The organism is Paenibacillus durus ATCC 35681, from assembly GCF_000993825.1.
GTDB lineage: Bacteria > Bacillota > Bacilli > Paenibacillales > Paenibacillaceae > Paenibacillus_AQ > Paenibacillus_AQ durus_B.
Genome location: NZ_CP011114.1, coordinates 394,731 through 421,029, shown reverse-complemented (window position 1 = coordinate 421,029; position 26,299 = coordinate 394,731). Strand labels below are relative to the sequence as shown.

The following is a 26,299-nucleotide window of genomic DNA, read 5'->3' as shown; positions in this document are numbered from 1 at the left end:
CTTCCTTTCGGTAACCAGGCTTCCTCTTTGAAATAAGAGGCCCTATGGCTTTGCGTCCCTACCTCACGATAGGTTTGCCTTTGTCGTAGTGGAAGGCTTAGCCTTCTACCGTACATATCGACGTTATTTAATTATTCATGAAGTCTATTTTGCATAAATCCTCAATAAATGGGTCAAAAGACCTGTTTAGTAGTTCACAAAAATGGTTAATTAATGATTTTATCTATCATTTTTAAGAAATAAACTGCTGCAGTTCAATGTCCTTCCAATCCAGCGTAATGCGGATATTGTCCTCTTCCACGAGCTCCGATCCGGTCTGCACTTCGATGAACTCCACATCGGTCAGAGCCAGAATGCTGTGCTTCGTCCCTTCCGGTATGCGCACAACATCTCCCGCTTTTACCTTATGCATTTTTTCATTCAGGATGATGCTGGCTTCCCCGCTGATGAACGTCCAGATTTCACTGCGCTTGAGATGGTACTGGTAGCTGATATTTTTTCCCTCTGCGATAAAAATCCGCTTGGTCAGCACTTCGCTGCTTTCCCGGTATTTGACATAGTCGATCACCCGGTAGTGGCCCCATCGGCGTTCCTCGTACATCGGTCTTTGCTCGGTGCCCTTCAGCACCTCTTTGATACGCGGGCTTTCCGATTTGTGAGTAACGAGAATGCCGTCCGGACTAGCGGCGATAATCAGATCCTGAGCACCGATTACCGTGATCGGAATATCAAGCTCGTTGACAAGGCAGCTTGTCGAGGAATCCTCGGTCAGAACGCCCTTGCCCATCTGGTTGCTCGCCATCTCTTCGGTCAGCGTATTCCAAGTGCCCAGGTCCTTCCAGAATCCGTCGTACGGTTGAACAACGATTTTTTCCTCGCGTTCAACTACCTCATAATCGAAGCTGATCGAAGAGAGCAGTTTGTACTGCTTCTGCAGCTCCTCGTAGGTTAAGGGCAGCCCTTTTTGCTGCAAAATATCAAGCAGGTATCCGAGCCGGAAGGCGAATACCCCGCAGTTCCACAAAGCGCCCTGTCCAATCAGCTCTTCGGCGCGCAGGCGGTCCGGCTTCTCAAGGAAACCGTTCACCGGCATGACTCCATTCTCCCGAGCTTCAGCGCTCGAAGGGATAATGTAGCCATATTTCTCCGAAGGCAGCTCCGGCACGACGCCGATCAACGCCAGGTTCGCGCCGCTGTCGTCCAGCGCCTGCTCAAGCTGCGAAACCGATCCGAAGAAGGAGCCTTCCACATAAGGATCGACCGGCAGAATCGCCACCGTCTCATCCGGCCGCACGCCCTCTACCGAATACAGATAGACGGCCGTAAGCGCAATCGCCGGGAAGGTATCGCGGCGTTCGGGCTCGATAATAATCTTCACGTCCGTGCCGAGCTGGCTCTGAATCATTTCCACCTGTCCGCGTCCTGTCGCCAGATACGACGATTCCGCGAGCCCCGCTTCTCCCAGCTGCCGCCATACCCGCTGGACCATCGATTCAGGTTCGCCGAGCGGGCTTTCCAGAACCTTCAGGAACTGTTTCGAACGTGAATCATTGGACAGAGGCCACAGCCGTTTTCCCGAACCGCCAGATAAAAGCACCAATTTCATAAATGTACCCTCCCTAAATGGTCATGATATGGCCGTGAAGAACCGAAGCGTAACAAGCGTTGTCGTGCTTCGTGCGGGGAGGCGGTTATACCGCCCCCGCCACACTCGGAGAATAGCCGCTGAGCCCGCCCATTCGAGGGCGTCCTACCGAATAGTATTCCAGCCCGGTTCCTTCGATCTGCTCCTTGGAGTATACATTGCGGCCGTCGATCAGGATCGGCTTGCGCATGCTCGCGGATACCAGATGCAGATTGATATCCTTGAATACGCCCCAGTCCGTCAGCAGGCAGAGCGCGTCACTGCCGGACGCTGCTTCCTCCGCCACAGCGCACCATTGAATGTTCGGGTGATTGTACTGCTGGCGGAAATTATCCGCGGCGATCGGATCGTACACCTTCACGTGCGCGCCTTCCGTCACTAGCGCCTCAATGATTTCCCTTGCCGGCGATTCGCGTACGTCGTCCGTATTCGGCTTGAAGGCAAGCCCCCAGATGCCGATACTCGCGCCATGCAGGCTTCCAAGCGATTCATGCAGCTTGGCGATGATCATATACCGCTGGCCCTGATTGACTTCCACCACCGATTTAAGCAGTTTGAACTCGTAATCGACATTACCGGCGATCTGAATCAGCGCTTTCGTGTCTTTAGGGAAGCAGGAGCCGCCGTATCCAATACCGGCTTGAAGGAAGGACGAACCGATCCGCTTGTCCAGACCCATTCCCTCGGCCACCTCGGTCACATCCGCGCCGACCTTTTCGCAAATATTGGCAATCTCATTGATGAACGAGATCTTCGTCGCCAGAAAAGCATTCGATGCGTACTTGATCATCTCTGCGCTGCGGATATCGGTGACGACAATATTGTCGGTGAATCCTTGATGAAGCTCCCTCATGACAGGCTCCAAGGCCGGATTGTCCAGACCGATAATGATCCGGTCGGGATGCAGTGTATCCTGAATGGCCGAGCCTTCCCTTAAGAATTCCGGCGCTGACACGATATCGAACGGATACCCGGTGTTAGCGGCGATAATCTGACGGATTTTCTCGTTCGTTCCTACGGGAACGGTCGATTTCGTCATAATGATCTTATAGCCCTCCATCGCCCGTCCGATATCCGCCGCCGCGCTTTCAATGTACTGCAAATTCGCTTCGCCGTTCGGAAGAGAAGGCGTTCCTACGGCGAGAATGACGATATCCGAGCGGCGCACCGACTCCTGAATATCGGAGGAGAATTGCAATCTTCCCTCTTTCAGGTTCATTTCAATCAGTGTCTCGATTCCCGGTTCGTAGATTGGCGACTTCATCTGTTTCAGTTTGGCTATCTTGTCCTCATCCTTGTCGACGCAAATGACGTGGTTACCCCCAAGTGTGAAGCATACGCCGGATACGAGGCCGACATAGCCGGTGCCGATTACCGCCAGATTCATATCATCATCCTCCTTTTAAAAAGTTGACATACGCCTGTTCGACATACTGCTTGAACTGCACCATAAAAGTCTGTTCATCGAATTTCTGCGCGTGCTTCATAATTTTTCCGACGTCCCATGCATACGATTCCACTTCGGCGATGGCCTGGAGCAGATCCTCGACCTCCTGCCGCTTGAAAAATACGCCGTTGACATAAGGGACAATCGTGTCCAGCGCCCCGCCCGCCTGATAAGCGATAACCGGTCTTCCTGCGGCGTTCGCCTCCAGCGGCGTGATGCCGAAATCCTCTTCCCCAGGAAAAATATATGCCCTGCACTGCGACATCAGCCCGTTGACCTCAGCGTCTTCAAGGCGGCCGAGGAATTTCACATTGCTCCTGGCCATTCCCTCCAGCCGTTTCCGGTCGGGACCGTCGCCGACGATGAGCAGCTTCAGCCCGTTGCGGTTGAAGGCTTCCACCGCCAGATCGATCCGCTTGTAGGACACGAGCCTGGAGACGATCAGATAATAATCGCCGATGGAGCTTGAACTGGTGAACCGGGATGTATTGATGGGCGGGAAGATGACATCGGCATCCCGGTGGTAGTAGTTCCGTATCCGGCTCTTGACAACGGATGAGTTGGCTACAAACTGGTTCACATTTTTGGAAGTCCGCTGGTCCCACATTTTGAGCTGCTGGATGTAGAGCTTCAGCACTCTTTTGAATAGACCCGAGTTCGACTGCCGTTCCATATAGGTGTCATAGTCCCAGGCAAATCTCATCGGGGTGTGGCAGTAGCAGAGATGAAATGTGCGCTTGGGCACCTGAATGCTCTTCATGAACGCGCTGCTGGAACTCAGAACGATATCGAACCCGCGGAAGTCCAGATCGCGAATAGCCATGGGATAAAGCGGCAGCACCCCTTTAAAGTTGTCCTTCACTCCCGGAATTTTTTGCAGCCAGGAGGCCCGGATATCCGCGTCCTTGAGGTTCTCGGTCAGGCGGCTTCCGTTAAAAACCGTCGTGAAGATCGGAGCTTCCGGATACATATGGTGAAAGACCTCCACCACTCTCTCCGCCCCGCCCATTTGGATTAAGTAATCATGCGCTATCGCAATTTTCATGTGAATCATCCTCAACATTTTATGGGGCAATTTTTGTCAAAAAGCGGCTGTATTCCGGCTGCTTGCTTCACAGCTGTTATCCACGCCAGCCCCTTCAGGTGCCCGCCAGCAAGCCTCTGTAGTAATCGACGATCTCTTTAACCGTATTTTCGATTACAAAATGTTCCTTTACCCGCTTGATTCCGGCTTCCGCCATTCTCTCCCTCTCCTGGGGATGATCCACCATCCAGTTAATGGCTTCCGTAAGGACCGCCGGGTCGCCCGGCTGGATGAGCAGCCCGGTCTCGCCAGGGACAACGATCTCCACCGGCCCTCCCTCGTTGGAGGCAATCACCGGCAGGCCAGCCGCCATCCCTTCGACGATCACCTGGCCGAACGGCTCCGGCGTAATCGAGGTATGCACGAGCAAATCCGCCTGCTGCATCAGTCCTTGGATATCCTCCACATGGCCGAGGAGGGTTACATTCGTCAGCCGGTCCCGCTCAATCGTCGCCAGCAGCTTCTTCTTGTACTCGTCTTCGCCGAAGAGGGCGTCGCCCGCCAGCCAAAACTTGATTCGTCCGTTATCCTGAAGCCTCTTCGCCGCTTCCAGCAAAATATGCTGTCCCTTCCACTCCGCCAGACGCCCTACCAGCAGAACGTTGAAATCTTTCTGCTCCCTCCGTCCGGTTCCGCCGCCAATCGCTTTGGCGAAAGCGGAATAGACGACCAGCGTCTTCTTGGAACGCGGCAGCTCCAGCGCGCTCAGCGTCGACTTCGAGTTGGCGATAACGCCGTTGGGAAGCAGACGCGAGAGCAGCCGGATGGCTTTCGCGACAACCGGCTTTAGATAAGGCGCGCCAATATGGTCGCGAATATGCCAAATCAGCGGTACGCCGGCCATCTTGGCGGCAACCGTTCCGTACAGCGCAGACTTAAGGGAGTTGGTATGCACGCAGGCTACCCGCTCCTTCTTCAGCAGCGGAGCGAGCTTGCGGCCATAGGCCAGCAGCTTCATAGCAGCAGCCGGCGCGCCCAGATTGACGGTGTTGCGCCCGCGGCTGCGGATGCTCTCGTCGAGCGGAATGATCCGGACGTCGATCCCTTTCTCGCGCAGGCGGTCGGCCAGCGCTCCTTCCTCCGCCAAGATAACGAGCGGATCAACCTGATCCCCGATATGGGTAAGAATGTTGAACAGCGCCACTTCGCCGCCGCTCCATCTAGCCGTGTGATCGATATACGCCACTCTGAGCATTGATCGTCTCCCCCTTCCCCATAACATCTCTAAATACGGCTTCCACCTGATCCGCGACATGCTCCCAGGTGTATCTTTCCAGCACATGCTCCCTGCATTCTTCCCGGCTGGGAAGCAGCCTTCGGTTGCCGAGCATGTGGGAGATCCCTTCGGCCATGTCCGCAGCCGACGCGCTCTTGAACAGCAGCTCCGGACGGAAATTCTGCAGAATTTCCCGGTTGCCGCCAATCGGCGTTGCCATGACCGGCAGCCCGCTCGCAAGCGCCTCGGTAGTAATCAGGCCGAAGCCCTCCAGCGCTTGCGACGGAACGACGAACAGATCAGCCGCCTGATAGTACGAAGCCAGCTCATGATCGGGGATATAGCCGAGCAGCCGGACCTTGCTCGCCAGCCCGTAATCGGCGATCCGCTCCTCCAGCTCCGCCCGCAAGGGGCCTTTTCCCCCGATTAGCAGAATCGAGTTCGGGAAGCGTTCGGATACCGTGCGCCATGCCTCCAGTAATTGAAGCAGTCCCATCCGGTTGACCAGTCTCCGGACCGTCAGCACCGTGGTCGCCCCCTCCGGCAGATTCAGCATGCGCCGAACGGCGAGCCGGTTGTTGGCCGGAATGAACCGGTCGATATTGGCCGCGCCGGGAATGATGACGATCTTGTCAAGCGGAACGCCATGCAGCGAATGCAGAATATCCCGAAAAGTCTCGCTGAGAACAATGAACTTATCCGCCAGCCGGTATGCTTTGCGCTCGATCGACTTGGCGATCGCGGTCTTGACCTGATGCTTGATGCCCTGGCCCTCGATTTTCATCTCCTCGTTCCAAGGCCCGTGAAAGGTCATCACGACCGGGATGCCGCGTTTCTTCGCCTCTAGTGCAGGGCCGACTCCGTATGGAGCGAAATGGGAATACAGGATATCAATCCGTTCTTTCCCGGCGTTCATTAGCTCCGACGCCTTTCTCTGAAAGGCATCCTTTCGCCTCCAGATCGATTCTTTAGGGTCCCCGGCATTGTGGATAACGAGTTCCTCCGGCGTTTGCGGCTTCTCCTTGCTGCAGATCAGCGCGTGCACCCGGTTGCGGGAAGAAAGCTGCTCGCAGATGGATTTGTAATACGTGTTGAGTCCGCCGGGCTGCACCGTCGGCCAGCTTAGGCCGGTCGACATAATATTCAGTCCGTCACTATAGGACATAGCCTTTCTCTCCTTTCTCCCGCTCTTTCTCCGTCTGGCTGGCTCTCAGAGCCCGTAGTGCCTGTAAAGTTTGAAGCCGACCATGAATTCGCACATGATCCGGGAAGTCTTGACTCTTCCCGGTCTGCGCTGAAGACTCCCCGCCTCCATCATGGGCGATAGTCTCTTTGGCGAACGGTTGGCAGGGGTACATCGCCCTGTCAAGCCGGATGATGTCATCCCGGAAAGTATTGACCGCTGGAATCGGGCCATAGCCCGGGCCTACAAGCACGCCTGTCAGTGAATCCATGCTGGTTTCCTCCTTTTTCTAACCGTTCGCATTCCGTCTCTTCACGTTCATATAGGAATTCATCGTCGTCTTCATCCACAGCAGACTTTCCGCCCTGCTGCTTAGCGGGGCGCAGCCCCCGGCTGAACCGCAGCTTGCGTAGCTTCTGTCTTTCTCCCGTCCAGTACCTCTCTGGCGCTAAGGCCAAGGCCAATCAGCATCCAAATCAGGTAACCTTTAAGTCCGAGAAAACCGTTGTCTGATACAAGCCCGACCACCGCTCCAGTCCATGTTGCAAGGGCCAGCCTCGCATACATCTGAAGCCGGCTTGTACCCGTGACTTTGGCCATGATCTGCTTAGCCGCCATGCCAAGCGCACCGAAGAACAGCAGACCGCCCGGAGCGCCGAAGGTGAGCATCAGGGCAATGAACCCGTTGTCCATAATGCCGTACTCCCCCAGCTCGCCGCTGTTTCCAAGCTTCGTGCTCTGTCCGACGCTGCCGATCCCCTGGCCTACGGGATTCGATTTGATCGCAGGAATCATGCTGCCCAGCAGATTGAGCCGGTCATTATACGAGCGGTCCTCCTGGATGGAAGAGAGGGTCTCCATCCGGGACGTCAGCCCTTCCGCTCCCGGAAGCTTCGGTACGATCCAGAATAGAGCAAGCGCTACGAACAGCACCTGGATCAGCGTCTTCCATTTTCCTTTGGACGACGAGGAAGCGATGTACACCAGAAGCATAACCAGCAGGAGAAGCCATGCCGCCCGGACCAGCGTGGTCAGCAGACACACCACCACCAGCAGGACACCGATCCAACCGAAGGCGCCCCTCCATCTTTTCTCAAGAATCATCGGCACCAGAGCAAATACGAGAAAGGTGGCAGCAGGGCCCGGCGAATTCAGGGTGGAGAAGACTCTGACCTCCAGCGGATGCGGCGTGCCGATGGAATTCATTCCTGAGTTCATCATCCAGAAGGCGTCCCACGCGGGCACCGTCAAATACTGGATAATCCCGTATCCGGCAACCAGAACCGCGATATTGGCATATCCGCCGAGCAGCTTGTCAATATCACGGGCCGTAAACGGCGTCACCGCAAAGTATGGCAGCAGCAGCAGCGGAACAAGATAGTTCGTCAGATCGTAGAACGAACCCATCCCGTTCTTCGCAAGTCCAATCAGGGTCGCATAGCCAAGCGGGACCGCGAACAGCAGCAGCAGTCTCATAAAGGGACGGCGGATGGCATGAATCTTGCGCATAACCGGGATGGCCACCGCACCGCCCGCAAGCAGAGGCGCCAGGCTGAGCAGCGATACGGAATGGTAGACCCCTTCACTCCAATCGGCTATGCGGCGCAGTTCAGGAGCGATGGCCCAGACGAGCAGGGTGTAGATCACGAGCAGCCGCGGCTTCAGCAGCGCGAGCAGAAGGGCCGGGAACAGCAGAGCCGATACCATGGCAAGCTGCAGGCCGCTTGATGAGCTGAGCTTCGCGCTGACATAACCGATCATCAGCGGCAGAACCGCACAGACCGCAGTAAAGATTCCCGCTGTTGCCAGAGCGCGAAGGTTTCCCGGGTGGATAAGACCGGAACTGCCTTGATGACGGCTGATCATCGTTTCATACACCTCCATTCCTTGGGGACAAGCCTTTATTCAAGGCTCTGTCCATTCTCTTTATCCCGTTTGCGCATCTCCTTGAGCAGAAGGAGCAGAAACTGGGCGTCGTCCACCAAATACCGCTTCCACAGCCTTCCCGGTTCCTGGCTTAGACGCCAGAACCATTCCAGTCCGCTTTTTTGCATGAAATCAGGGGCACGCTTGACCGATCCGGACAGAAAATCGAACGTTGCTCCGACGCCAATCGAGATTGGCGCCCGGTAGGTTAGATAATGGCGGTAGATCCATTTCTCCTGCTTGGGAGCCCCTACGCCGACGAATACGATATCCGGCCGGGTTTCATTCAGCATTCCGATAATCCGCTCGTTCTCTTCCTTGTTATTCTCGAAGCCGTAGGAAGGAGAATAACAACCGACAATGTTAATATCCGGGTACGCCGCCTTAAGGTTCTTCGTAGCCCGCTCCGGCACGCCCTCCGCAGAGCCGAGAAAGAACAGCCGGTATTTCCGCTGCTGGAACGCATGTCCCAATCTGCTGAAGAGGTCGGCGCCGGACACCTTCTGCTTGAGCGGCTTGCCCAGCATCTTGGAAGCCCATATGAGCGGCATCCCGTCCGCGACCACAGCGCCCGCTTCAGAGTAGACCGTCCGGAATTCCTTGTCCTTGCGCAGCTTGATCACATGATCCACATTGCAGGTCAGAATGTAGGAATGATTCCTTTCCCGGATCGTAGTATCGATATACTCCAGCAGGTCCATGAAATCATAATTGTTAAAGTTGACATCGAACATGTTCACTTGATTCATCGTATCACTTCTTTTTGTGGGGAATCGGTTGACTGCGAAGCCCGGTACAGGCAGTTCAGGTACCAACAGAACGGAATAATAAATTGGACCGTCGACAGCGTATTATCAGAAAACGAATAGATCATAAATGCTGCTATAAAGAGCAGGTAATAAGGCTTAACCGGCGGCGCCAAAGCTCTGTAAACCAGAATAAACACAGCCAACAAGGACAGCAGCAGCAGGATCGAGCCGATGTACCCCCCGTCGAAGTAAAACCGGATGTATTCGTTGTGGGGAACGACAAAGCCTTTATACAGCGTGCCGTCGTTGGCCACTGTAACGGCGCCAAGACCTCTTCCCGCCAATGGGGAGCCCGACGCTTTTTCCAAAAAATAAGTCCAGGCCTCGGAGCGTCCCGACAGGTCGATTCCATCGCTCGTCTGCCTTTCAAACGAACGTTTCTTGATATTGTCCCACTGCATGAGCGCCGCGCCTGAAATCACGATCACCGAGCACAGCAGCGGAATCAGATACCGGGTCTTGCCCTTCAAATAGCGCCGGAAAATGTCGTAGAAGTAGTACAGCGCTACAGGAAGCAGCGCGAGAAGCGGCCCCCGGGTCCCCGTACCGATCAAAGTTACGAAATTCACGGCCAGCACACTGTAATAGAAACGCTCATGGCCCGGATTCCTCCTGAGTTCAATAAACGGGATGACCGTTCCCAGAAAGGCAAGCATCGCAAGATGCGATGGAATATTCGCCCCTTGAATCCGTACCGCTCCTGTAAACTCCACATTAAGCATGGGATGGAGATGGGCCACCTGCAGCAGCGCTCCAACCAGCAGGCTTACGACCGGCAGAAGGCAGATCATGTAGATATGCCGCTGCGCCACTTCTTTTTTCCAGTTGATCAAGAGAAACATAAACGGAAGCGAAAGTCCGATGAACGCCTTGACCGCAATAGACGACGTCATCTGGGACAGCCAGATGGAGAAGGTGAACGTCATGAACACCATCACCGCCAGAGCCCACAGCGGGTAGCTGAGCTTGAAACGCAGTCCGTTAACCAGAATGCAGGGCACCAGCAGAGCCAGCATCGCCAGCTTGTAGAGCGACAATATTTCCATTCCGAACAAGCTTCCATCGTACAAAAAATTGATCGATACCGCCGTCGTCAGCAGCACGAAATAACTGATGTAATCCGGCCTGGACAGGGATACGACGAGCAGAAGGAGCAATCCGACAGCGGCAACCGCGATAGCCGGCTCGTATATCACTGCCGTGCCTAGAAACAACGCCGACAGAAGAAACAGCATTCCATACGGCAGAGCATACAATTTGGAAGCCCGGTGGCCGCTTATCATCATTCATTCACCCCGTCGCCGATTCCCGATTTCGATTCCGCAGCATGTGAAACGTTCCGCGGACGCTCTCCAGCCTGCATTTGTTCAGCAGCTTTCTTCCTTCGTTCCTGGATATCGCGGCCAATACGGAATCGGCGGCAATATACAGAACTTTGGCCGCTGTCTTGCCCCAAAGGGACAGGCTGCCCAGTTGGCCGCTGCTTCCAAGGGCATTGGACAACCCTTGACTGTAGTACCGCTTCATGATCCAGTCCTCGGTCAATCGGCTTGCCGGGACGAAGTGGTCCACAGCCATCTGCGGATGATAAAGAACGGATTGCCCTTCTTTCCGAATCTTTCCGAACAGCCAGGTCTCCTCGCCGGACAACAGCGATTCCCCCTTGCGTCCAAGCTCCAGCGGAAACAGGCTGACGTTAAAGACCTCGCGCCTCATCGCCATGTTGGCGCCGCAGGGGTGGAACTTGCCCGGGTACTCCTTGATCCGGTTGCCCAAATCCATAATCGTGTAGGGAAACTCGAACGGCTTGATCAGCCAGTTCGGTCTGCCGCTTTCAAAAATAGGAGCAACCTTGCCGCCCATAGCCATCACGCGCGGTCTGCTCTCTAAGGTGTTTACAATCGTCGATATCCATGTGCGGGCAGGCAGCGCATCGTCGTCGAGAAAGGCAATGAGCGGCGATTTGGCTGCCAGAATGCCCGCATTGCGGGCGGCCGACAGTCCCTGAACCGGCTCCAGCAGATACTTCATATGGATCATACTTGTGTATTTATCCACGAACCGTCTCACGACGGGTGCCGTATCATCGGTCGACCGGTTATCAACTACAATGACCTCCGCCTCGTCCAGCATATCGAGCCCGAGCAGGGAATCCAGCGTTTTGGATAACAGTCCGGCCCGATTGTAAGTGCAAATGATGATTGACAGCCGGGGTACGTTTCCGTGCTCAAACATGGGCATTCACCTAATTTCTTAATTAATAAGCATTTTTCGATCCCAGAAGCATGAGTCCCGTCTTTACGATAATCTTCAAGTCGAGCGCTGTGCTCCGCATGCGGATATACGTGAGATCCAGTTGGACCATTTCCTCGAAGCCGACACTGTTGCGCGCGTGAACCTGCCAGTAGCCTGTGCAGCCCGGCGTTACGGTCAGCCGCTGCTTGTCGTACTCCGTATACTGCGCCACTTCATCTGGAAGAGGCGGCCGGGGACCGACGAGGCTCATGTTGCCGACCAGCACATTCCAGAGCTGGGGAAGCTCGTCAATGCTCGTCTTGCGCAGGAACTTCCCGATCTTCGTAATGCGGGGATCATTCTTCATCTTGAACATCGCCCCGCTGACCTCGTTGTAAGCCATGAGATTCTTCTTCAGCTCCTCGGCATTCGAGATCATGGACCTGAACTTGTACATTTCAAACGGCTTCTCGTCCTTGCCAACACGGGTCTGGCGGAAGAACACTTTTCCTTTCGGATCATCCAGTTTGATCAGTACGGCGATTACGGCAAACAGGGGCAGCAGCAGGAATAGACACAGAGCGGAAAAAAGAATGTCGATTACCCGCTTCACTACCAGGTAGGAACTGGCTTCCCGCGCTTCTTCGGCATGCAGCACATAAACATTAGACAGAATCGGCTCAGCGTCATCCGGCATTTTTGGCATGCTCATTTCCCTCTCAATCCTCCTTGTAAAGATCGGCCCGTAATATATAAGTGCCTGAGCTTCAGCCTGTTAACTGGTGGCTTGTTCCGCCTTGCTGAGCCATGCCGCCATGGCATCCATGAGAGGGTAGCGTAAATCCTTGTTCTCCAAAGCGAACTCCAGCGTTGTCAAAATGTAACCAAGCCGTTCTCCGACGTCGTATCTCGTTCCATCGAAATTGTAGGCGTAGACCCGCTCGCTTTGGTTCAGCTTCTGAATCGCGTCGGTCAGCTGGATTTCGCCCCCGGCGCCTTTTTCCTGCAGATCGAGATATTTAAAGATCTTCGGCGTAAACACGTAGCGTCCCATAATCGCCAGATTGGAAGGGGCGGTGCCGAGCGGCGGCTTCTCGACAAAGTTGTGAACGCGGTACAGACGACCGTCCTGCAAATCCGGTTCGATAATGCCGTACCGGTTGGTGAATTCATCGGGAATTTCCTGCACGCCGATAACCGAGTTCTGCGTTTCCTCATACTGGTCGATCAGTTGTTTCAGGCATGGCGTCTGTCCGGTAACAATATCGTCGCCGAGCATTACGCCGAACGGCTCGTCGCCGATGAACCGTCTGGCGCACCAGACCGCATGTCCCAGTCCTTTGGGTTCTTTTTGCCGGATATAGTGAATTTCAACCTTGGATGAACGCTGTACCTCCTGAAGCAGTTCGAGCTTGCCATCCTCAAGCAGCCGCGATTCCAGCTCGAAGGCGTTGTCGAAATGATCTTCAATCGCCCGCTTTCCTTTACCGGTTACGATAATAATATCCTCGATGCCGGAAGCGATCGCTTCCTCCACAATGTACTGAATAGTAGGCTTGTTGATGATGGGAAGCATTTCCTTCGGCATCGCCTTAGTTGCAGGAAGAAAACGGGTACCCAGTCCGGCTGCGGGAATAATTACCTTTTTCACTTTTTTCATCATCCGTACCTCCTAAAAGTAATTTTTGCTTGGCTTGCGTCCAGCTCATTATTACTTGAATTGGTTTATGGTAATGCCGAGAATAGCGGTCCCGGATTGTTCCATCAGCGTCTTGACCTTGCCGATCAACTCCCGCTTCGACTTGCCGTAACGGGCAATGATGATAACGCCGTCCGTGAGCGGCGCAAGCACCCGGGCATCGCTGTATTCCACCGCAGGGGGCGTGTCCAGCAGAACAAGATCATGGGTTCCTTTCAATTCCTCCAGCAGTTCCGCCATCTTGGCGTTGCCCAGCAGATCGGGCGGACTGACGGATGAGACTCCTGCCGTCACGATGGTAAGATTGGCCAGGTTGCCGTATACGCCGATCTTGCCTGCCTCCTTCTGGCCGCTCAGACAGTCAGCCAGCCCGTCGCTATTCTCCACTCCAAACACTGTATGAAGGCCAGGGCTGCGCAAGTTGCAATCCACCACGGCGACCTTTTTTCCGTCCTGCACAAAGGATACGGCGAGATTGGCCAGAACGGTCGTCTTTCCCTCCCCCGCTCCGCCGGACGTGAAGAGCAGCGATTTGCCTCCGCCCTGCAGCAGCCCGAGCTGACGGATGTAGGTGCGAAGCGAGCGGAATGATTCAGACACATGCGACTGCGGATTTCGCTCAGCGATGAGGCTGTTACTTAATCGCAGCATACGCTCCCTCCCCTACTCTTGCTTTGTTGTCCCCATCCTTGCCGAGGTCGCGTTTGCGGATGACCGGAATAGTTCCGATGACCGGAAGACCAAACTCGTGCATCGCTTCCTTCTCGGAGCGAAGGGAGCCGCTCAACGTCTCCAGCAGCAGGATAATTCCCAGAGCCGCCATCAGCGATACGACAAAGCTGATAATCAGATTCATCGTAAATCCTGCGTTAATCGGTCCCGGAACATCTTTCGGGTCCGCAGGAGTGAGGAAGTTGACGTTGTTCAGATTCATCAGTTCCGGCAGGGTGCGAATGAAAGTCTGCGATACGGCATTGGCGATGCCGGCTGCCTTCGCGTAGCTTGTATCCTCCACACTGAGATTGATAATCTGGCTTCCCTCTGAAGATTTGATGGCTACCTTGGAGCTGAGCGCGTCTCCTGTAAGCCCGAATTCCGGATGCGCGGCGGCGACACGGTCCATAATGGCCGGCGATTTAATGATTTCCTTGTAACTTCCGATCAAATTAAGACTGAAATTCAGATTGTTCAGGTTATTGCCTTCCGGCAGGTCAGCCGCGTTGTTCACCAGCAGCTGTGTAGATGCAGAATAGACGGGAACCACGTAATTCTTGCTGACATAATAGGTGGTGCTGCAGGAGATCAGTACGAACAGCACGATGAGCCATAACCTTTTTTTGATCAGATTCAGGTAATCCAAAATCGTCTTTTCCACAGCGAGCCTCCTTCCGTTGGATTTTGAAAGACTTCTGAAAATTTCAGGTAACTTGCTTTAATTCTAACAATCCACATTTTTCGGGGCATGGTCCCTGCCATTACTTTCGTTTTCACTTTTGAATAAAGAAAATTTCCACTTTAGGCCAATTCATGGTATACTTTAGTACCATAAGGCATGAGCTGTGTTGACACGCCGCTGGCGGAATTTGCCGAAAAAGAAAAAAAGCACGGACAAAATGTCCGTGCTTGTAAATATGGATTTTCGTTTGCCTGCCGATTATTCGACAGACATCTCGTATTTGGTTAAGCCAACCGCGTTCGCGTAAAGCGCGGCCTGAGTGCGGTCCGCAACCTGAAGCTTGGCCAAAATTTGACTGACATGCTTCTTGACCGTGAACTCGCTGATGAAGAGCCGGGAAGCAATTTCCCGGTTGCAGGCGCCCTGCCCCAGCTCGATCAGCACTTCCCGTTCCTTGGGCGTCAATTCATCCGTCGGACCCTTGCCGCTCATTCTCATCTTGTCTTCCATCAGGCCGGGATCGTAATACTTCCTGCCCTTATAGACCAGCTGAATGGCAAACAGCAGCTCCTCAGGGAGCGCTTCTTTCAGTACATAGCCGTCGACCAGTACTTCCTCCGCCTTCAGGAAATCTTCCCGGCTTGCCGAGGATGTCAGCAGGATGAACTTGCTGTCGATTCCGCGTCTGCGCGCGGCCTTGATCACATCAATCCCCGACTCGTCGGCAAGCTTCAAATCGATCAGCACCAAATCAGGCCGCACCTCTTCAAAGACGCGCAGAGCCTCTTCACCATTCGTTGCTTCGCCCGCAAATTTCAAATTAGGCTGCATGGAAATAACAGCTGCCAGCCCTCTTCTAACGAGGGGGTGATCATCCACAATGACGATTTCCATAATGCAAAGACCTCCTATCATCCTTTATGCGTTCTTTAATTCAACTACGCCTACCGGAATTGAAATCAGAATCTGGGTACCTGCATTCTCGTTGCTGGATAACTGGAAATCACCGCCAAGGGAACTCGCCAAATGCTGCATGTTCTTCATTCCCAGTCCGCTTGTGCCCTCCATCGAACGGGTCCACAGCAGATCGGTGTCGAAGCCGACCCCATCGTCGCGGATAGCCAGTCCGACCCATCTTGGCTTCAAGGTCAGCTCAACCTCAATATTGCCGGCGCCGCCGTGGCGGATGGCATTGCCGGTCGCTTCGGATATAATCCGGAAAAGCGCTTTGTGATAAGGGTAGGGCAGGCTGAAGTCATCGCCCTTCACTTTGAAATCAATCTCAACATCATTCAATCTTGATAAACTTTTCAGATGCGATCTTACCATACCGAGCCAGGTCGGACCGCCGCTTTTCTTGGAACTTAAACTGTAAATGGTGATCCTCAGTTCCTTGGCGGCCTTGGTCGCCGAATCATGGATCAGCTCGATCTGCTCCTCCAACTGGGAGGGCGTCATTTTTCGGCAGGCCTGCTTGAGGGAATGCGCTGCATAGACAATGCCGAACAGGCTCTGCGAGACGCTGTCATGCATTTCGTCGGCAATCCGGTTCTGCTCATTGGTCACAATGAGGCGGTTCTCGGTGACGCTCAGCTCATGGCGTTCCAGCGTAATCGCGCTGAGCTCCGCCAGAAACATCAGCTGCTGGATGTACCATCTCCGGCCCTCCAGTCCCTCATGCGCTTCAAGCTTTACCCCGATGACGCCGACAAACCGGGTGCTCATCCGAACCGGCATCAGCAGCATGTCCCCGAATCCGGGAACGCTCCTGAATATCGGTTCCTTCTGACGCCGCCATTCAGGCTCATATTTCTTGAGCTCCCCGAATAGATATTCTTCCTCCTCGGGCAGCCAACCGGTCTGACGGCTTACAAGCCCCGGCCCCCCGCTGTTTCCCGCGAACCAGAACAGCGCTTTATTCAGCTTCGTCAGCTTGAGGGCATAGTCGGTAATCACCTGTCCGATGTTCATAAAATCATGCTCACTTGAGGTTTCCACGATGTGATACAGCGATTTGATATGCTCTAGCATTTCGTCCGTGCGCGCCTCGGCTTCCTCCCGCTGCCGCTTAAGCTTCGAAAGCAGCTGCATAAAGATTGCCGTGAGCGCAAGAGCCAGGAACAGATTTCCGTTCTCCAGCAGAACAGAGGCAAAGGTGTCATCCGCCGATTTATAAAAAAAATAGCAAAATCCAAGGAAGATGGCAAAATAGCCGGCGAGCAGGCTCCAGCAAAAATAAAAGGACAAGGAACCCGCTGCAATCAAAATAGGATTAAGCGAATACAGCTTGAACGGGCTGTTGTATCCGCCTGTACCAATGGCCAGCAGAAGAATCAGCAGCATCTCAATACTAACCGACGCCATAACGGCACGCGGCCTGTGCCGGAAACTCCGATAAAAGGCGGTAAACATATGAGCCAGCAAGCCCAACGCCAGAATAATCAAAATTTTATAAACGAGGGCAGGACCCGTGTGCGTTACCAAGAACATCAGCGAAGTAAGGAACAGTGATAAGTACCTGAAAAATGTAATCATACGATCTTCCGCAGATAACCTGATATTCATCCCACCACCCAATTCTCCAAATTTGTGGAAAATGCGAGTTTTTACCTGCCTTAAAACCGCTGTGTTAAATGCATCATACAAAAGAAAGATGACAATAACAAGTTACCTTTCTACCTGATAACGGTTACATAGTTAAAAATTAAGGATATTTTTTTTATTTTCGCCTGTTTTATTCAATCAAAAATGGGGTATAAGAGGATAATTTGGAAATAAGCATTGAATTCATGTCAGCTAAAATGCCACGGGTATTTGCAACAGCACAAGGAGCCCTAACCGGATAAGAAGAAACGCCTGACGGCGTCTAGAACGCAGGTAATCCGGAAGCATCCCTTCCAGCGCCTGAGCCGCTCTGTCGGCATCGCGGAGGTTGCCCTCCCCCATCCACTCCATCACTTCCTTGAATCTCGCCGCGAGATTATGCGTCTCCTCCGCCCGAAAGACGGTTCCTTCCGCCAAAAGTCCCGTCTCTCTCCATTCCTTTATCCCAGACTCGCCTTCCTGAAGCGCCGGCTCGACGCCGACAGCGCCGCCCCGAAACCGGCCGCAGTCCGGGACTAAAGCTCGGGGCTTCTGTTTAACAAAAGCGCCCTGTCCTTCATGGCCGTAAAGGCTCATACAGGACAGGGCGCTTTTCGTTTTTTTATCAGCTGCCTTGGGCCCAAAGCTGGGTCTGCGTAGCGACAGAAACACCGGCGGCTGCGGCCCTCTGCACCTCCAGCGCCAGATATAGTCCTGGCAGAATCTCCAGAACAAGCGGGACTTACGGCTTCACAGCAGGCAGTTTGACTCTTACTTCCGTCCCCTTTCCCTTGACGCTCTGAAACTCGATCGTGCCTTTCATCGCTTCAATGAGCCGGAAGGTTACCATCAATCCAAGTCCGGTACCTTTCGTTTTATTGGAATAATAAGGCTCCCCCAGCCGGGCGATCTCGCTGGCCGTCATGCCTTCCCCCGTATCCCGAACACTAATGATGACGTAAGCGCCGGATTTCTGGGCAGTAATGGTTACCAGCCCGTTGTCCTGGAGGGCTTCGATGCCGTTCTTGATAATATTGATCAGCGCCTGCTTGAACTTGGAAGAATTGAACTTGACGTACAGACCGGCTTCCAGATGAATCTCGATTCGGCTCCCCTGAATTTGGGCCAGAGGCAGCAGAATGCCCGCGACATGCTTCAGTTCTTCCCCGACATCCAGACATTCCACCTTATCCATCGCCGGCTTGGCAAATGTGAGGAAATCATTGATAATATGCGAAGCCCGGTCCAGCTCCGAAATCGCCAATTGCAAGTATTCTCTTTCCTTGCTGCCCTGAGCTCCGCCGATAATTTGCAGAAAGCCTCTCGTAACCTGGAGCGGATTGCGTACCTCATGCGCCACAGATGCAGCCAGCTCGCTAATAATTTCCATTTTTTCGGAACGCTGAAGATCGTTGTTGAACTTCTCCAGTTCTTTGGAATATTCCACCACTTGTTCGTGATTCCTGGCGAATCTCCGCCCTACGATGACAATCAGGGAAACAAGAAATCCGACGATGCCCCATTTCCACCAGTACAGTTGGTACTTCTCGCCGGACATATAGTACAGGGACAGCTCGCTGAGCGACGCTAGCGCAAACAAGGCAAACCCGGTGGTGAAGATAATGGCCTCCACATTGCCGCGAAGGGAGTAACGGATCGCAAGCCCCAGCAGAAGCAGGAACTGAATGATCATGAGAATTCCCACGACATCAACTGTAAAAATTCTATACAGAACGTCTAGGCGGTAAGACAAGGCAATATTGAGCACGCTAAGTCCCACGCAGAACAGCGAATATCCTATTTGGAGCTTCCTCAACCGGGTAACGGCTTTAAACAGGCCCGAACCAAATAATTTCTCGAAAAAGTAGGTGAATGCCGGCAGCAATGTGAACAGCGCCGCATCGAAGAGCAGTTCCAACCACCTGTATTTATTCTCCATTACAATTTCAAGATAGGGAGAATAGTAGATCATCAGCACCCCGGACGACAGCATGATCAGCATGAGCAGAATTCCGTTGACAAACAGCTCTCTTTTTAAAAATACCGAGCACACGCCCAGGACGACGGCCATAAAAATGAGCGACCCGCCGATCATGAGATCCAGCAGATTTTCCTTCAAATAAACATTCAGCAGCTTGGCGTAGCTGCCAACCTTGATCTCTCCTTCCAAGCCAAGGCGGCTGCCGGTCCCTCCGCTATATATGTACAACTCTTTGCCTACTTGCGGCGCTGTTAGCGGAATCAGAAGCTTGCCTCCGCCCCGGCTTCCCCTGCCGTTCGAATCGTATACCAGCGTATCATCTACATAAGCTCTGATGTCACTTCCATACACTTTATTTAACAGCGCGGCCGAATTGCCGCTCAGCGTGGGCAAAGGAGTACGGAACCATACCCCGGTCATATCTCCCGGAAGCTCAGACAGATCGTCCGAAGGCGAAATGTCAATCCACCCTGATCCCGTGCGAGGAGGATGCGCGCTATCTCCTTCCGCTGCGTTCACCCATTTCAGTTGCCACCCCCGAAGCTCTCTGCCCTCTTGTTTCCCCCGCTCCATCGCAATTCCAACCTCAATCATGGAGGCCAACAGCAGTATGACAAACACTACAGCCGCTATTTTGTGTAGTGGCAATTTCATTGTGGCACCTCAACTATCTAAAATAGGTATATCGTACGCTATAATTTTCGACATTTTTCGATTTGTTCCTTTATGCTGCTCAAAAATACAACGGCGCGATTCCGCTTCAGGATTCGTTTGGCTTTAGAAGGGTATAAAATTAATATGGACCCTTAAAGAAGTCATTCGACCCATCCAAAAGGAGATGAGAACTATGGTCAAATTCAATAAGACGGAAGCCGATTTTACGTATGAACGCTATGCCAAAATGGGCGGCATCTCTCCGGAACAGGACATTCCGGCGGACGACATCCGGCTTGTGGGAACAGAAACTGCGCAGAGCGTGAGCGAAGAGGCCTCTGGCAGCGTTCTCGTTCCCATTGAATCTCCTTTTACCAGCCATGATCCGGTCGGCGCCGCTTCCACCGCCGAAGGAATCGCATATTCCGATTTCAATGAAGCATTGGCCCGTGATCCGAGGCTGGCTGCGGATATCGGGTTGAACGCTTCCGATCCGGGGCAGGACGATCTACCCGACAGGAAGGACCGCATTCTTGGAGGACCTGCTCCAAGCCGGGATGAGCTGCTGCACTCCGATGCTTCCCTGGCCGCCGGCGCCGCCGGGCTGATTCAAGGCGTTATCGATTACGCCAATGACGAATGGACTTCGGAGGACGAAATCGATCCGCTGGAGGATATTCCTGACGCTGACGATATTCAGGCTGGCAGTCCGGTCGATCCGGCATCCCCTTCACTTGATGCTATGCCGGGCACAGATGTGCTGAACGGCTCAACGGGCGAAGATGAATAAAGAAAATGAAAGCGCCGCCAGGCGACCTCCGTCTGGCGGCGCCTTAACTTCGCTCCAGCCCGCTCTCCTCACAAGGAAGAAGGAGTCTCCTTCGCCCTTGGGGCGTCAACACGGGCTTCAAGCCGGTGTCTCTTCACAAGCAGCGCGGCAGTCAACAGGATCAGCCCGTTAATTACGAACACCACTGGAATGGGAAGGAAGGCTCCAAGCAGGCCGCCAAGGATAGGTCCCGCCATGGTCGCCAGTTGGGAAACCGATTGGTTGAGGCCGAAAGCGCGTCCCCGAAAGCCCGGCTCCGTTACCTGTACGACCATAGCATTAATGGAAGGAAGAACCCCGGCGTAGAATAGTCCATAGACAAAACGGAGCAGCGCGAACTGGATATAACCGGAAACGAAGAACTGCAGGATATTGCCGATTCCGCCGCCCAGAAGCCCGATAAACAGGATGAATTCGTAGCCTTTACGTCCGCCTATTTTTCCCCACCTGGGAGCCATCAGCACGGTAGCTATGCCTACCGATGAAAAGACGATCCCCGAAGTAAGCGACGCACTATTCTTCGCAATCCCCATATCCATCATATAAATGGGAATAAGCGGCTCCAGAATCATTACGGAAAAGCTGCTGATTCCCGTCAGCGCCATTAGAGCAACGAAAGCTCGGTTACTCCTAGCCTCCCTGATATCATCGCGTACCCGCGATCTCACAGCCGACCGGTCATAGACCTGCTCTTTTACAAAAAAGGTAGCAATTACCGCTGACACCAGCACAATCGCCGTTGAGAACAGAAAGGCACTGCGGTTGCCGTAATAATAGCTGATCACACCGCCGATGAGCGGACCGATGATGCTTCCGGCAGCACCCGAGGTAGACATCACGCCTAGCGCATACCCGGTCTTCTCCTCCGGCGTATTCGTCGCCACCAATGCGATCGACGCCGGCACGAACCCGGCCAGAAGTCCTTGAAGGACCCGAACAACAAGAAATACATATGGATCATAGACAAAATAATTCATCAAATAGAGCGCGGCCAGGCTGAAGCCGGAACGAATAAGCATCGGCTTGCGTCCATATTTGTCTGACAGGGACCCCCAGAAAGGAGAAATCAGCGCGCTGGCCAGAAACGAGATGCCGAATGCGATGCCTGACCATATCTCCAGATGGCTGTCCACCCCCAGATCATCGCTCAGAAAAATCGACATGAACGGAATCGAGAGCGAATACGAGGTGCTGCAAAAAAACACGCCTATCCAAAGTACGGCCAGATTCCGCTTCCATGAAAAATTCCCCACACAATACAATCCTTTCAATAATCTCTGAAGCATCCTAATTATTGTAAACCTCTTTGCGGCTTGTGCCAATCCCATTTGTTTCGAGTTGTTTCGAGCGAATTTTGCAAAGCGGTTTGGCCCGGGTTATGATGGCATATGACGAACGGATTAATGAAAAAGGAGAGACGGTAAGTGAAAGTTATACGAAATCATACTTTCGCCGTATGGGCGGTTCTGGGCCTTCTGATGCTGGCCTTGGCTTCCGGCTGCGGCAATAAGCCGGGCAGCGCGGACCCCGGCGCGTCCCAGTCTGCGGGGTCGCAGCCGCAGGCAAGCCACCCTCTGGTGACCATCGAAATGGAGGACGGCGGCATCATCAAGGCCGAGCTGTATCCCGAGGTTGCGCCGAATACGGTGAACAATTTCATTTCATTAATTCAAAAAGGGTTCTATAACGGTACGATTTTTCACCGTGTTATTCCCGGGTTCATGATTCAGGGAGGGGACCCTGAGGGGACAGGCATGGGAGGGCCCGGATACAGCATCTCCGGAGAATTCTCCGAGAACGGCTTCTCTAACTCGCTCCTGCACACAAGAGGCGTTCTGTCGATGGCCCGGGCCAATGATCCCGATTCGGCGGGATCGCAATTTTTCATCATGACGGACGCTGCTCCGAGTCTGGACGGAAAGTATGCGGCCTTCGGCAAAGTCACCGAAGGGCTTGAAGTTGTCGACGCGATCGTCAATCTTCCGCGAGACGCCAACGACCGCCCCGCCAATCCGCCGGTAATCAAGAAAGTATCGGTGGACACCTTGGGTGTCACCTATCCTGAGCCCAATAAAGTACAGTAATTAAAAAGCCAGCAAGCCTTTCGGTTATTGAAAGACTTGGCTGGCTTCTGCTTTTCTATCCGTCATTTCCATCATCGAACCCGTTTAGGAATCAGGGAAATCGCTCCGACATCAAGGGATGAGATCAGGCCGGCTGTGATTATAGATCAGCGTCGATATAGATCAGCGTTATTGCAAACCAGCTAAAGTGCATCTTTTTTCGATCAAAAACGTTTATTCACAAGGAAATCCTACGATTTTACAGGAATTTGAGGCTCTGCAGACTGAATTTAAGGCTGAACAGGAAAAAAAGTGTATTTTCGCAGGTATGTTATAGAACAGGTGTATCAAGCGACCAAAAGATGCACAATTTCAGGCTTTCTGCACTGTCCCGCTTCCATTTGAGTGGGAGTGCATCAGGATGATCTCCCTCCTTCATTTTGTAAGCGACTACTCTCCTGACCTGATGTAATACTGATAATTCTTCCAGTTTCTAAATTAAACTTCTCGTAACGGCGGGCAAATTCCACGCAAAGAAGAAAATATCTATTCCCTGACTAGCTTACCTGCGGCATATAGCTGTTCCTATACCATTTTGACTGCTCGCTCCCGTAATAAGAGCAATTTTACGTTGTGAATGAGTCATTACTTTCCCCCAAACGTAAAAGCGGCAGCCCTAGACGTAAAAATAAAGTCATGAACTGCCATCGCTTTTATGGAATAAACTTTGTCTTCATTCGTGAGATACCGGCGATTATCCCCGGTCCGGAAAATCCGTTATAGATGTCTTCTGCTCAGATTATGGTGGCCGTCGCGAAGAAAGGTGCTGCGGCTGTTCTTCAGCAGAGCGATCCGTTCCTCCGCCAGATGGTCGGCGGCCGTGTGGGTCGGGATGCCCTTCACGCGCGAAATTTCAAGCACCCGGGTGATGCTGTCGTAAATCTTCGCTACCTGCTTCAGCGCCCGCTCCTTGTTATAGCCGTTCAACTCATCGGCAATATTGATAACGCCGCCCGCGTTGATCACATAATCGGGCGCGTACACAACGCCCTTCTCATGCAGCGCGTCGCCGTGGCGGGACTCCTTCAACTGATTGTTGGCCGCGCCCGCAATTACCTTGGCCTTGATCTGCGGCAGCGTCTGGTCGTTAATCGTCGCACCAAGCGCGCATGGCGCGTAAATATCGCAGGCCACGCCGACGATATCATTCGGATCAACCGCTTTGGCGCCGTAAGCATCCACGGCCCGCTTAACCGCCTCTTTAATAATGTCGGTGACAATTAGGCGGGCGCCTTCCTCTTGAAGATACCCGCATAACGCAAAGGCGACATGGCCGACGCCCTGAACAGCGATCGTCTTGCCTGCCAGCGAATCCGTGCCGAACGCCTCTTTTGCCGCCGCCTTCATGCCCCGGTATACGCCGAAAGCCGTAACCGGCGAAGGATTCCCCGAAGAGCCGTAAGATTTGGAAATCCCCGTAACGTAATCGGTCTCCTGATGGATGATGTCCATATCATCTTCGGTTGTTCCAACATCCTCGGCTGTGATATAGCGGCCGTTCAGCCCCTGTATGTATCTGCCGAAGGCGCGGAACATCGCTTCGTTCTTGTCTTTTTTCGGATCGCCGATAATTACGGTCTTGCCTCCGCCCAGATTGAGTCCGGACACGGCGTTCTTATAGGTCATGCCTTTTGCCAGACGAAGCGCATCGACGATAGCCTCCTCCTCGGAAGCATACGTCCACATGCGGGTCCCGCCCAGGGCAGGCCCAAGCGTGGTATCGTGAATCGCAATGATCGCCTTCAGGCCGGATGCCTTATCCTGGCAGAACAGCAATTGCTCGTAATCGTCCCGTTCCAGTGCCGAAAATAACTCCATGTTCTCCATTTCTCCTGTCCGTTGTATGGTAATTCTAAAATCTTAATGTAATACGGCGCCCCGGCTTCTGATCGAACCGAATGTCCTGCCCGCCGCGCAGCCGCCTCTACCCAAGATTGTAGCAGAAACCGGCGCTTCTCTCCAAGCGCGAAAGAACAGGCGCATGGACGCGGCGAACCCCCGCCGGGTTCGGCGGGGGTTCGTATTAACCGATGCCTCCAGGAAGAAAGGATCGGGGATTATTAATGATACTTCATGATATTAAGCTTGACCCTTGAAGCCGTTGTAAGAAACGACATCCTCAAGCGGCAGGCGCGAGGTCTGGCGGCCCGGGACCGCGGCATGGCCTACGGCAATCAGCATGACAGTCGCATAACGCTGCGGAATCTGGAACATCTCACGGAACTTCTCGGCATCATAGCCGCCCATCGCCACCGTGTCATAGCCTTTCGCCTTAGCGGCGAGCATCAGCTGCATGGACACCAGACCGCCGTCCACCAGCGCGATCTCCTTCTGCTTCTCCCGGCTAAAAGCGGAGTAGCTGTTCCAACTGTTCTCCACCATCATATCCCGCACTTCCGGCGTCGCAAGACCCGCTTCTACCGCCGAGTCCCAAATCTTGTTCACGTTGCGGTAGGCCTCCAGGTCGCCAAGCACGGCAATAATGGCAGACGATTCCACAACTTGCTGCTGGTTGTGCGCAATCGGCAGCAGTTGCTCCTTAAGCGCCTGATCCGTAATGACGATAAAACGCCAAGGCTGAAGATTGGAAGAAGAGGGCGCCAGAATCGCATCGTTTAACAGGTCATTGATTTCTTCGTTGGACATTTTCCGGGAAGAATCATACTTTCTCACCGAATGGCGTTCGCGCAAGACTTGGCTGAAAGCCGGATTAGCATTAACTTGTGTTTCCATAGCAGGTTAACCTCCTGAAAAATATTCCCGCCGGCCGGGCCGTGCGGCTTGATGTTCCTATCCTTGTTTCTTTCTGTGTGTATAACAGCACAGTTAAAGCCAAAAAAAAGATTCACCTTACAGTAATTCGCCGCCGATATAACTGTTGTTTAATAAGCACAGTATAAAACAATAAAAAGCGCTATGTCAATATCCCGCTTTTCGAACGACGTCGGCAACCGTATATTTCTCCAGCACCTCGGTGACACTGCGGTCGACCTCTTCCAGAATGCCGCAGAATGCCGTCTTCATCTGAGTGCCGAAATCATTCACGCACATCGTGCCGCTGACCGCTTGATGCCGGGCTTCCCCTACCTCCAGCGCGCGGTATACCTCGGCCAGCGTAAGCTGATCGGGCGCTTTGTTCAGCATATACCCGCCGTCCCGCCCTTCGCGGGTAACCAGGATGGATTCCTTCGCCAGCTTGGCGAGAATGCGGCGCAGCAGCGTCGGCTCGGATGACATCAGCTTGGCAATCTCACAGCTTGGACAGGTTCCTCCGTCCTTGGCAATCACCACAAGCGCCTGAAGGGCCAGGCCGAACGATTTGTATTGCAAGGTGCCTATATTGCGTTTAGCCATAAAATTCGCCTCCTGTCCTTAAATCTTCTTAATTGTAACAATGGACAAACCAACAGGCAATGGATTTTCGCAGCACACATGTATGAGCCCCATAGCAAAAAGGGAATTCCGCGCCAGTTACGGCCTCCGGAACTC

The 26,299-nt window shown here is 53.4% G+C and carries 24 protein-coding genes, 1 pseudogene and 1 riboswitch; of the genes and pseudogenes, 2 read left to right on the top strand and 23 right to left on the bottom strand.

Translation table 11 applies throughout. The features are described from left to right. Positions 1–6 precede the first annotated feature (6 nt). Positions 7–89, bottom strand: a riboswitch (cyclic di-GMP riboswitch). 143 nt (positions 90–232) lie between these two features. From VK70_RS01910 to VK70_RS01825, 18 genes are all read right to left on the bottom strand, one after another. Next, positions 233–1,606: a sugar phosphate nucleotidyltransferase gene (locus VK70_RS01910; protein WP_025694423.1), complete on the bottom strand. Its 1,374-nt coding sequence runs from the start codon at positions 1,604–1,606 to the stop codon at positions 233–235. A gap of 85 nt (positions 1,607–1,691) precedes the next feature. Further along, positions 1,692–3,032, bottom strand: coding sequence for a UDP-glucose dehydrogenase family protein (locus VK70_RS01905; protein WP_046722711.1), 1,341 nt, complete (start codon positions 3,030–3,032; stop codon positions 1,692–1,694). Positions 3,033–3,036: 4 nt separating this feature from the next. Beyond that, positions 3,037–4,137: a glycosyltransferase gene (locus VK70_RS01900; protein WP_025698510.1), complete on the bottom strand. Its 1,101-nt coding sequence runs from the start codon at positions 4,135–4,137 to the stop codon at positions 3,037–3,039. A 94-nt stretch (positions 4,138–4,231) separates the two neighbouring features. Beyond that, a complete protein-coding gene (locus tag VK70_RS01895; protein WP_025698507.1) occupies positions 4,232–5,371 on the bottom strand; it encodes a glycosyltransferase family 4 protein in 1,140 nt (379 codons plus the stop codon). Continuing rightward, positions 5,337–6,557 (bottom strand): glycosyltransferase family 4 protein, encoded by a 1,221-nt coding sequence (locus VK70_RS01890; protein WP_046722707.1) that lies wholly within the window; start codon positions 6,555–6,557, stop codon positions 5,337–5,339. The genes VK70_RS01895 and VK70_RS01890 overlap by 35 nt, the downstream gene beginning before the upstream one ends. Then, positions 6,547–6,846 (bottom strand): hypothetical protein, encoded by a 300-nt coding sequence (locus tag VK70_RS01885; protein ID WP_025697235.1) that lies wholly within the window; start codon positions 6,844–6,846, stop codon positions 6,547–6,549. Before VK70_RS01885 ends, VK70_RS01890 begins: the two co-directional genes overlap by 11 nt. Before the next feature lie 101 nt (positions 6,847–6,947). Beyond that, positions 6,948–8,441, bottom strand: a complete 1,494-nt coding sequence (locus tag VK70_RS01880; RefSeq protein ID WP_025697233.1) for an O-antigen ligase family protein — start codon at positions 8,439–8,441, stop codon at positions 6,948–6,950. Between the two features lie 35 nt (positions 8,442–8,476). Next, the gene (locus VK70_RS01875; RefSeq protein WP_025697231.1) at positions 8,477–9,250 is read right to left on the bottom strand and encodes a WecB/TagA/CpsF family glycosyltransferase; all 774 of its coding nucleotides are present in this window, start codon (positions 9,248–9,250) and stop codon (positions 8,477–8,479) included. After that, the gene (locus tag VK70_RS01870; protein WP_233277753.1) at positions 9,247–10,596 is read right to left on the bottom strand and encodes an O-antigen ligase family protein; all 1,350 of its coding nucleotides are present in this window, start codon (positions 10,594–10,596) and stop codon (positions 9,247–9,249) included. The genes VK70_RS01875 and VK70_RS01870 overlap by 4 nt, the downstream gene beginning before the upstream one ends. A gap of 4 nt (positions 10,597–10,600) precedes the next feature. After that, on the bottom strand, positions 10,601–11,545 hold the full coding sequence (locus VK70_RS01865; protein ID WP_025697226.1) for a glycosyltransferase: 945 nt from the start codon (positions 11,543–11,545) through the stop codon (positions 10,601–10,603). A 22-nt stretch (positions 11,546–11,567) separates the two neighbouring features. Beyond that, positions 11,568–12,257 (bottom strand): sugar transferase, encoded by a 690-nt coding sequence (locus VK70_RS01860; protein WP_025697224.1) that lies wholly within the window; start codon positions 12,255–12,257, stop codon positions 11,568–11,570. 63 nt (positions 12,258–12,320) lie between these two features. Next, complete coding sequence (gene galU / locus VK70_RS01855; protein ID WP_081754931.1) at positions 12,321–13,208, bottom strand: UTP--glucose-1-phosphate uridylyltransferase GalU; 888 nt, start codon at positions 13,206–13,208, stop codon at positions 12,321–12,323. A 48-nt stretch (positions 13,209–13,256) separates the two neighbouring features. Further along, the gene (locus VK70_RS01850; RefSeq protein WP_025697220.1) at positions 13,257–13,895 is read right to left on the bottom strand and encodes a CpsD/CapB family tyrosine-protein kinase; all 639 of its coding nucleotides are present in this window, start codon (positions 13,893–13,895) and stop codon (positions 13,257–13,259) included. Beyond that, positions 13,879–14,619 carry a YveK family protein gene (locus tag VK70_RS01845; RefSeq protein ID WP_025697218.1) on the bottom strand — a complete coding sequence of 247 codons (741 nt, stop codon included), beginning with the start codon at positions 14,617–14,619 and terminating at the stop codon, positions 13,879–13,881. The genes VK70_RS01850 and VK70_RS01845 overlap by 17 nt, the downstream gene beginning before the upstream one ends. A 279-nt stretch (positions 14,620–14,898) precedes the next feature. Next, positions 14,899–15,534, bottom strand: coding sequence for a response regulator (locus tag VK70_RS01840; RefSeq protein WP_025697216.1), 636 nt, complete (start codon positions 15,532–15,534; stop codon positions 14,899–14,901). 24 nt (positions 15,535–15,558) lie between these two features. Beyond that, positions 15,559–17,004, bottom strand: coding sequence for a sensor histidine kinase (locus tag VK70_RS01835; RefSeq protein WP_233277752.1), 1,446 nt, complete (start codon positions 17,002–17,004; stop codon positions 15,559–15,561). A gap of 432 nt (positions 17,005–17,436) precedes the next feature. Continuing rightward, entirely contained in the window at positions 17,437–17,820 is a 384-nt protein-coding gene (locus tag VK70_RS01830) for a hypothetical protein (protein WP_144415164.1), read from the bottom strand. A gap of 145 nt (positions 17,821–17,965) precedes the next feature. Next, entirely contained in the window at positions 17,966–19,858 is a 1,893-nt protein-coding gene (locus VK70_RS01825; protein WP_025697210.1) for a sensor histidine kinase, read from the bottom strand. Positions 19,859–20,051: 193 nt separating this feature from the next. On the opposite strand from VK70_RS01825, the gene VK70_RS26220 reads away from it, so the two are divergent. Beyond that, complete coding sequence (locus VK70_RS26220; RefSeq protein WP_025697208.1) at positions 20,052–20,648, top strand: hypothetical protein; 597 nt, start codon at positions 20,052–20,054, stop codon at positions 20,646–20,648. A 68-nt stretch (positions 20,649–20,716) separates the two neighbouring features. Here VK70_RS26220 and VK70_RS01815 read toward each other — a convergent pair whose 3' ends face one another. Continuing rightward, positions 20,717–21,940: an MFS transporter gene (locus VK70_RS01815; protein WP_025697207.1), complete on the bottom strand. Its 1,224-nt coding sequence runs from the start codon at positions 21,938–21,940 to the stop codon at positions 20,717–20,719. A 225-nt stretch (positions 21,941–22,165) separates the two neighbouring features. Between VK70_RS01815 and VK70_RS01810 the strand changes: the two genes are divergently transcribed. After that, the gene (locus VK70_RS01810) at positions 22,166–22,771 is read left to right on the top strand and encodes a peptidylprolyl isomerase (RefSeq protein WP_046724048.1); all 606 of its coding nucleotides are present in this window, start codon (positions 22,166–22,168) and stop codon (positions 22,769–22,771) included. A 544-nt stretch (positions 22,772–23,315) separates the two neighbouring features. Here the strand turns inward: VK70_RS01810 and VK70_RS27665 are convergent. From VK70_RS27665 to VK70_RS01795, 4 genes and pseudogenes are all read right to left on the bottom strand, one after another. After that, positions 23,316–23,396: pseudogene (locus tag VK70_RS27665) on the bottom strand (SDR family oxidoreductase); the annotation flags it as partial. A gap of 131 nt (positions 23,397–23,527) precedes the next feature. After that, positions 23,528–24,628 carry a Glu/Leu/Phe/Val family dehydrogenase gene (locus VK70_RS01805; protein WP_025697204.1) on the bottom strand — a complete coding sequence of 367 codons (1,101 nt, stop codon included), beginning with the start codon at positions 24,626–24,628 and terminating at the stop codon, positions 23,528–23,530. Positions 24,629–24,889: 261 nt separating this feature from the next. After that, positions 24,890–25,543 carry a nitroreductase family protein gene (locus tag VK70_RS01800; protein WP_025697202.1) on the bottom strand — a complete coding sequence of 218 codons (654 nt, stop codon included), beginning with the start codon at positions 25,541–25,543 and terminating at the stop codon, positions 24,890–24,892. A 186-nt stretch (positions 25,544–25,729) separates the two neighbouring features. Next, complete coding sequence (locus tag VK70_RS01795; RefSeq protein ID WP_025697199.1) at positions 25,730–26,164, bottom strand: RrF2 family transcriptional regulator; 435 nt, start codon at positions 26,162–26,164, stop codon at positions 25,730–25,732. Between the last annotated feature and the right edge of the window lie 135 nt (positions 26,165–26,299).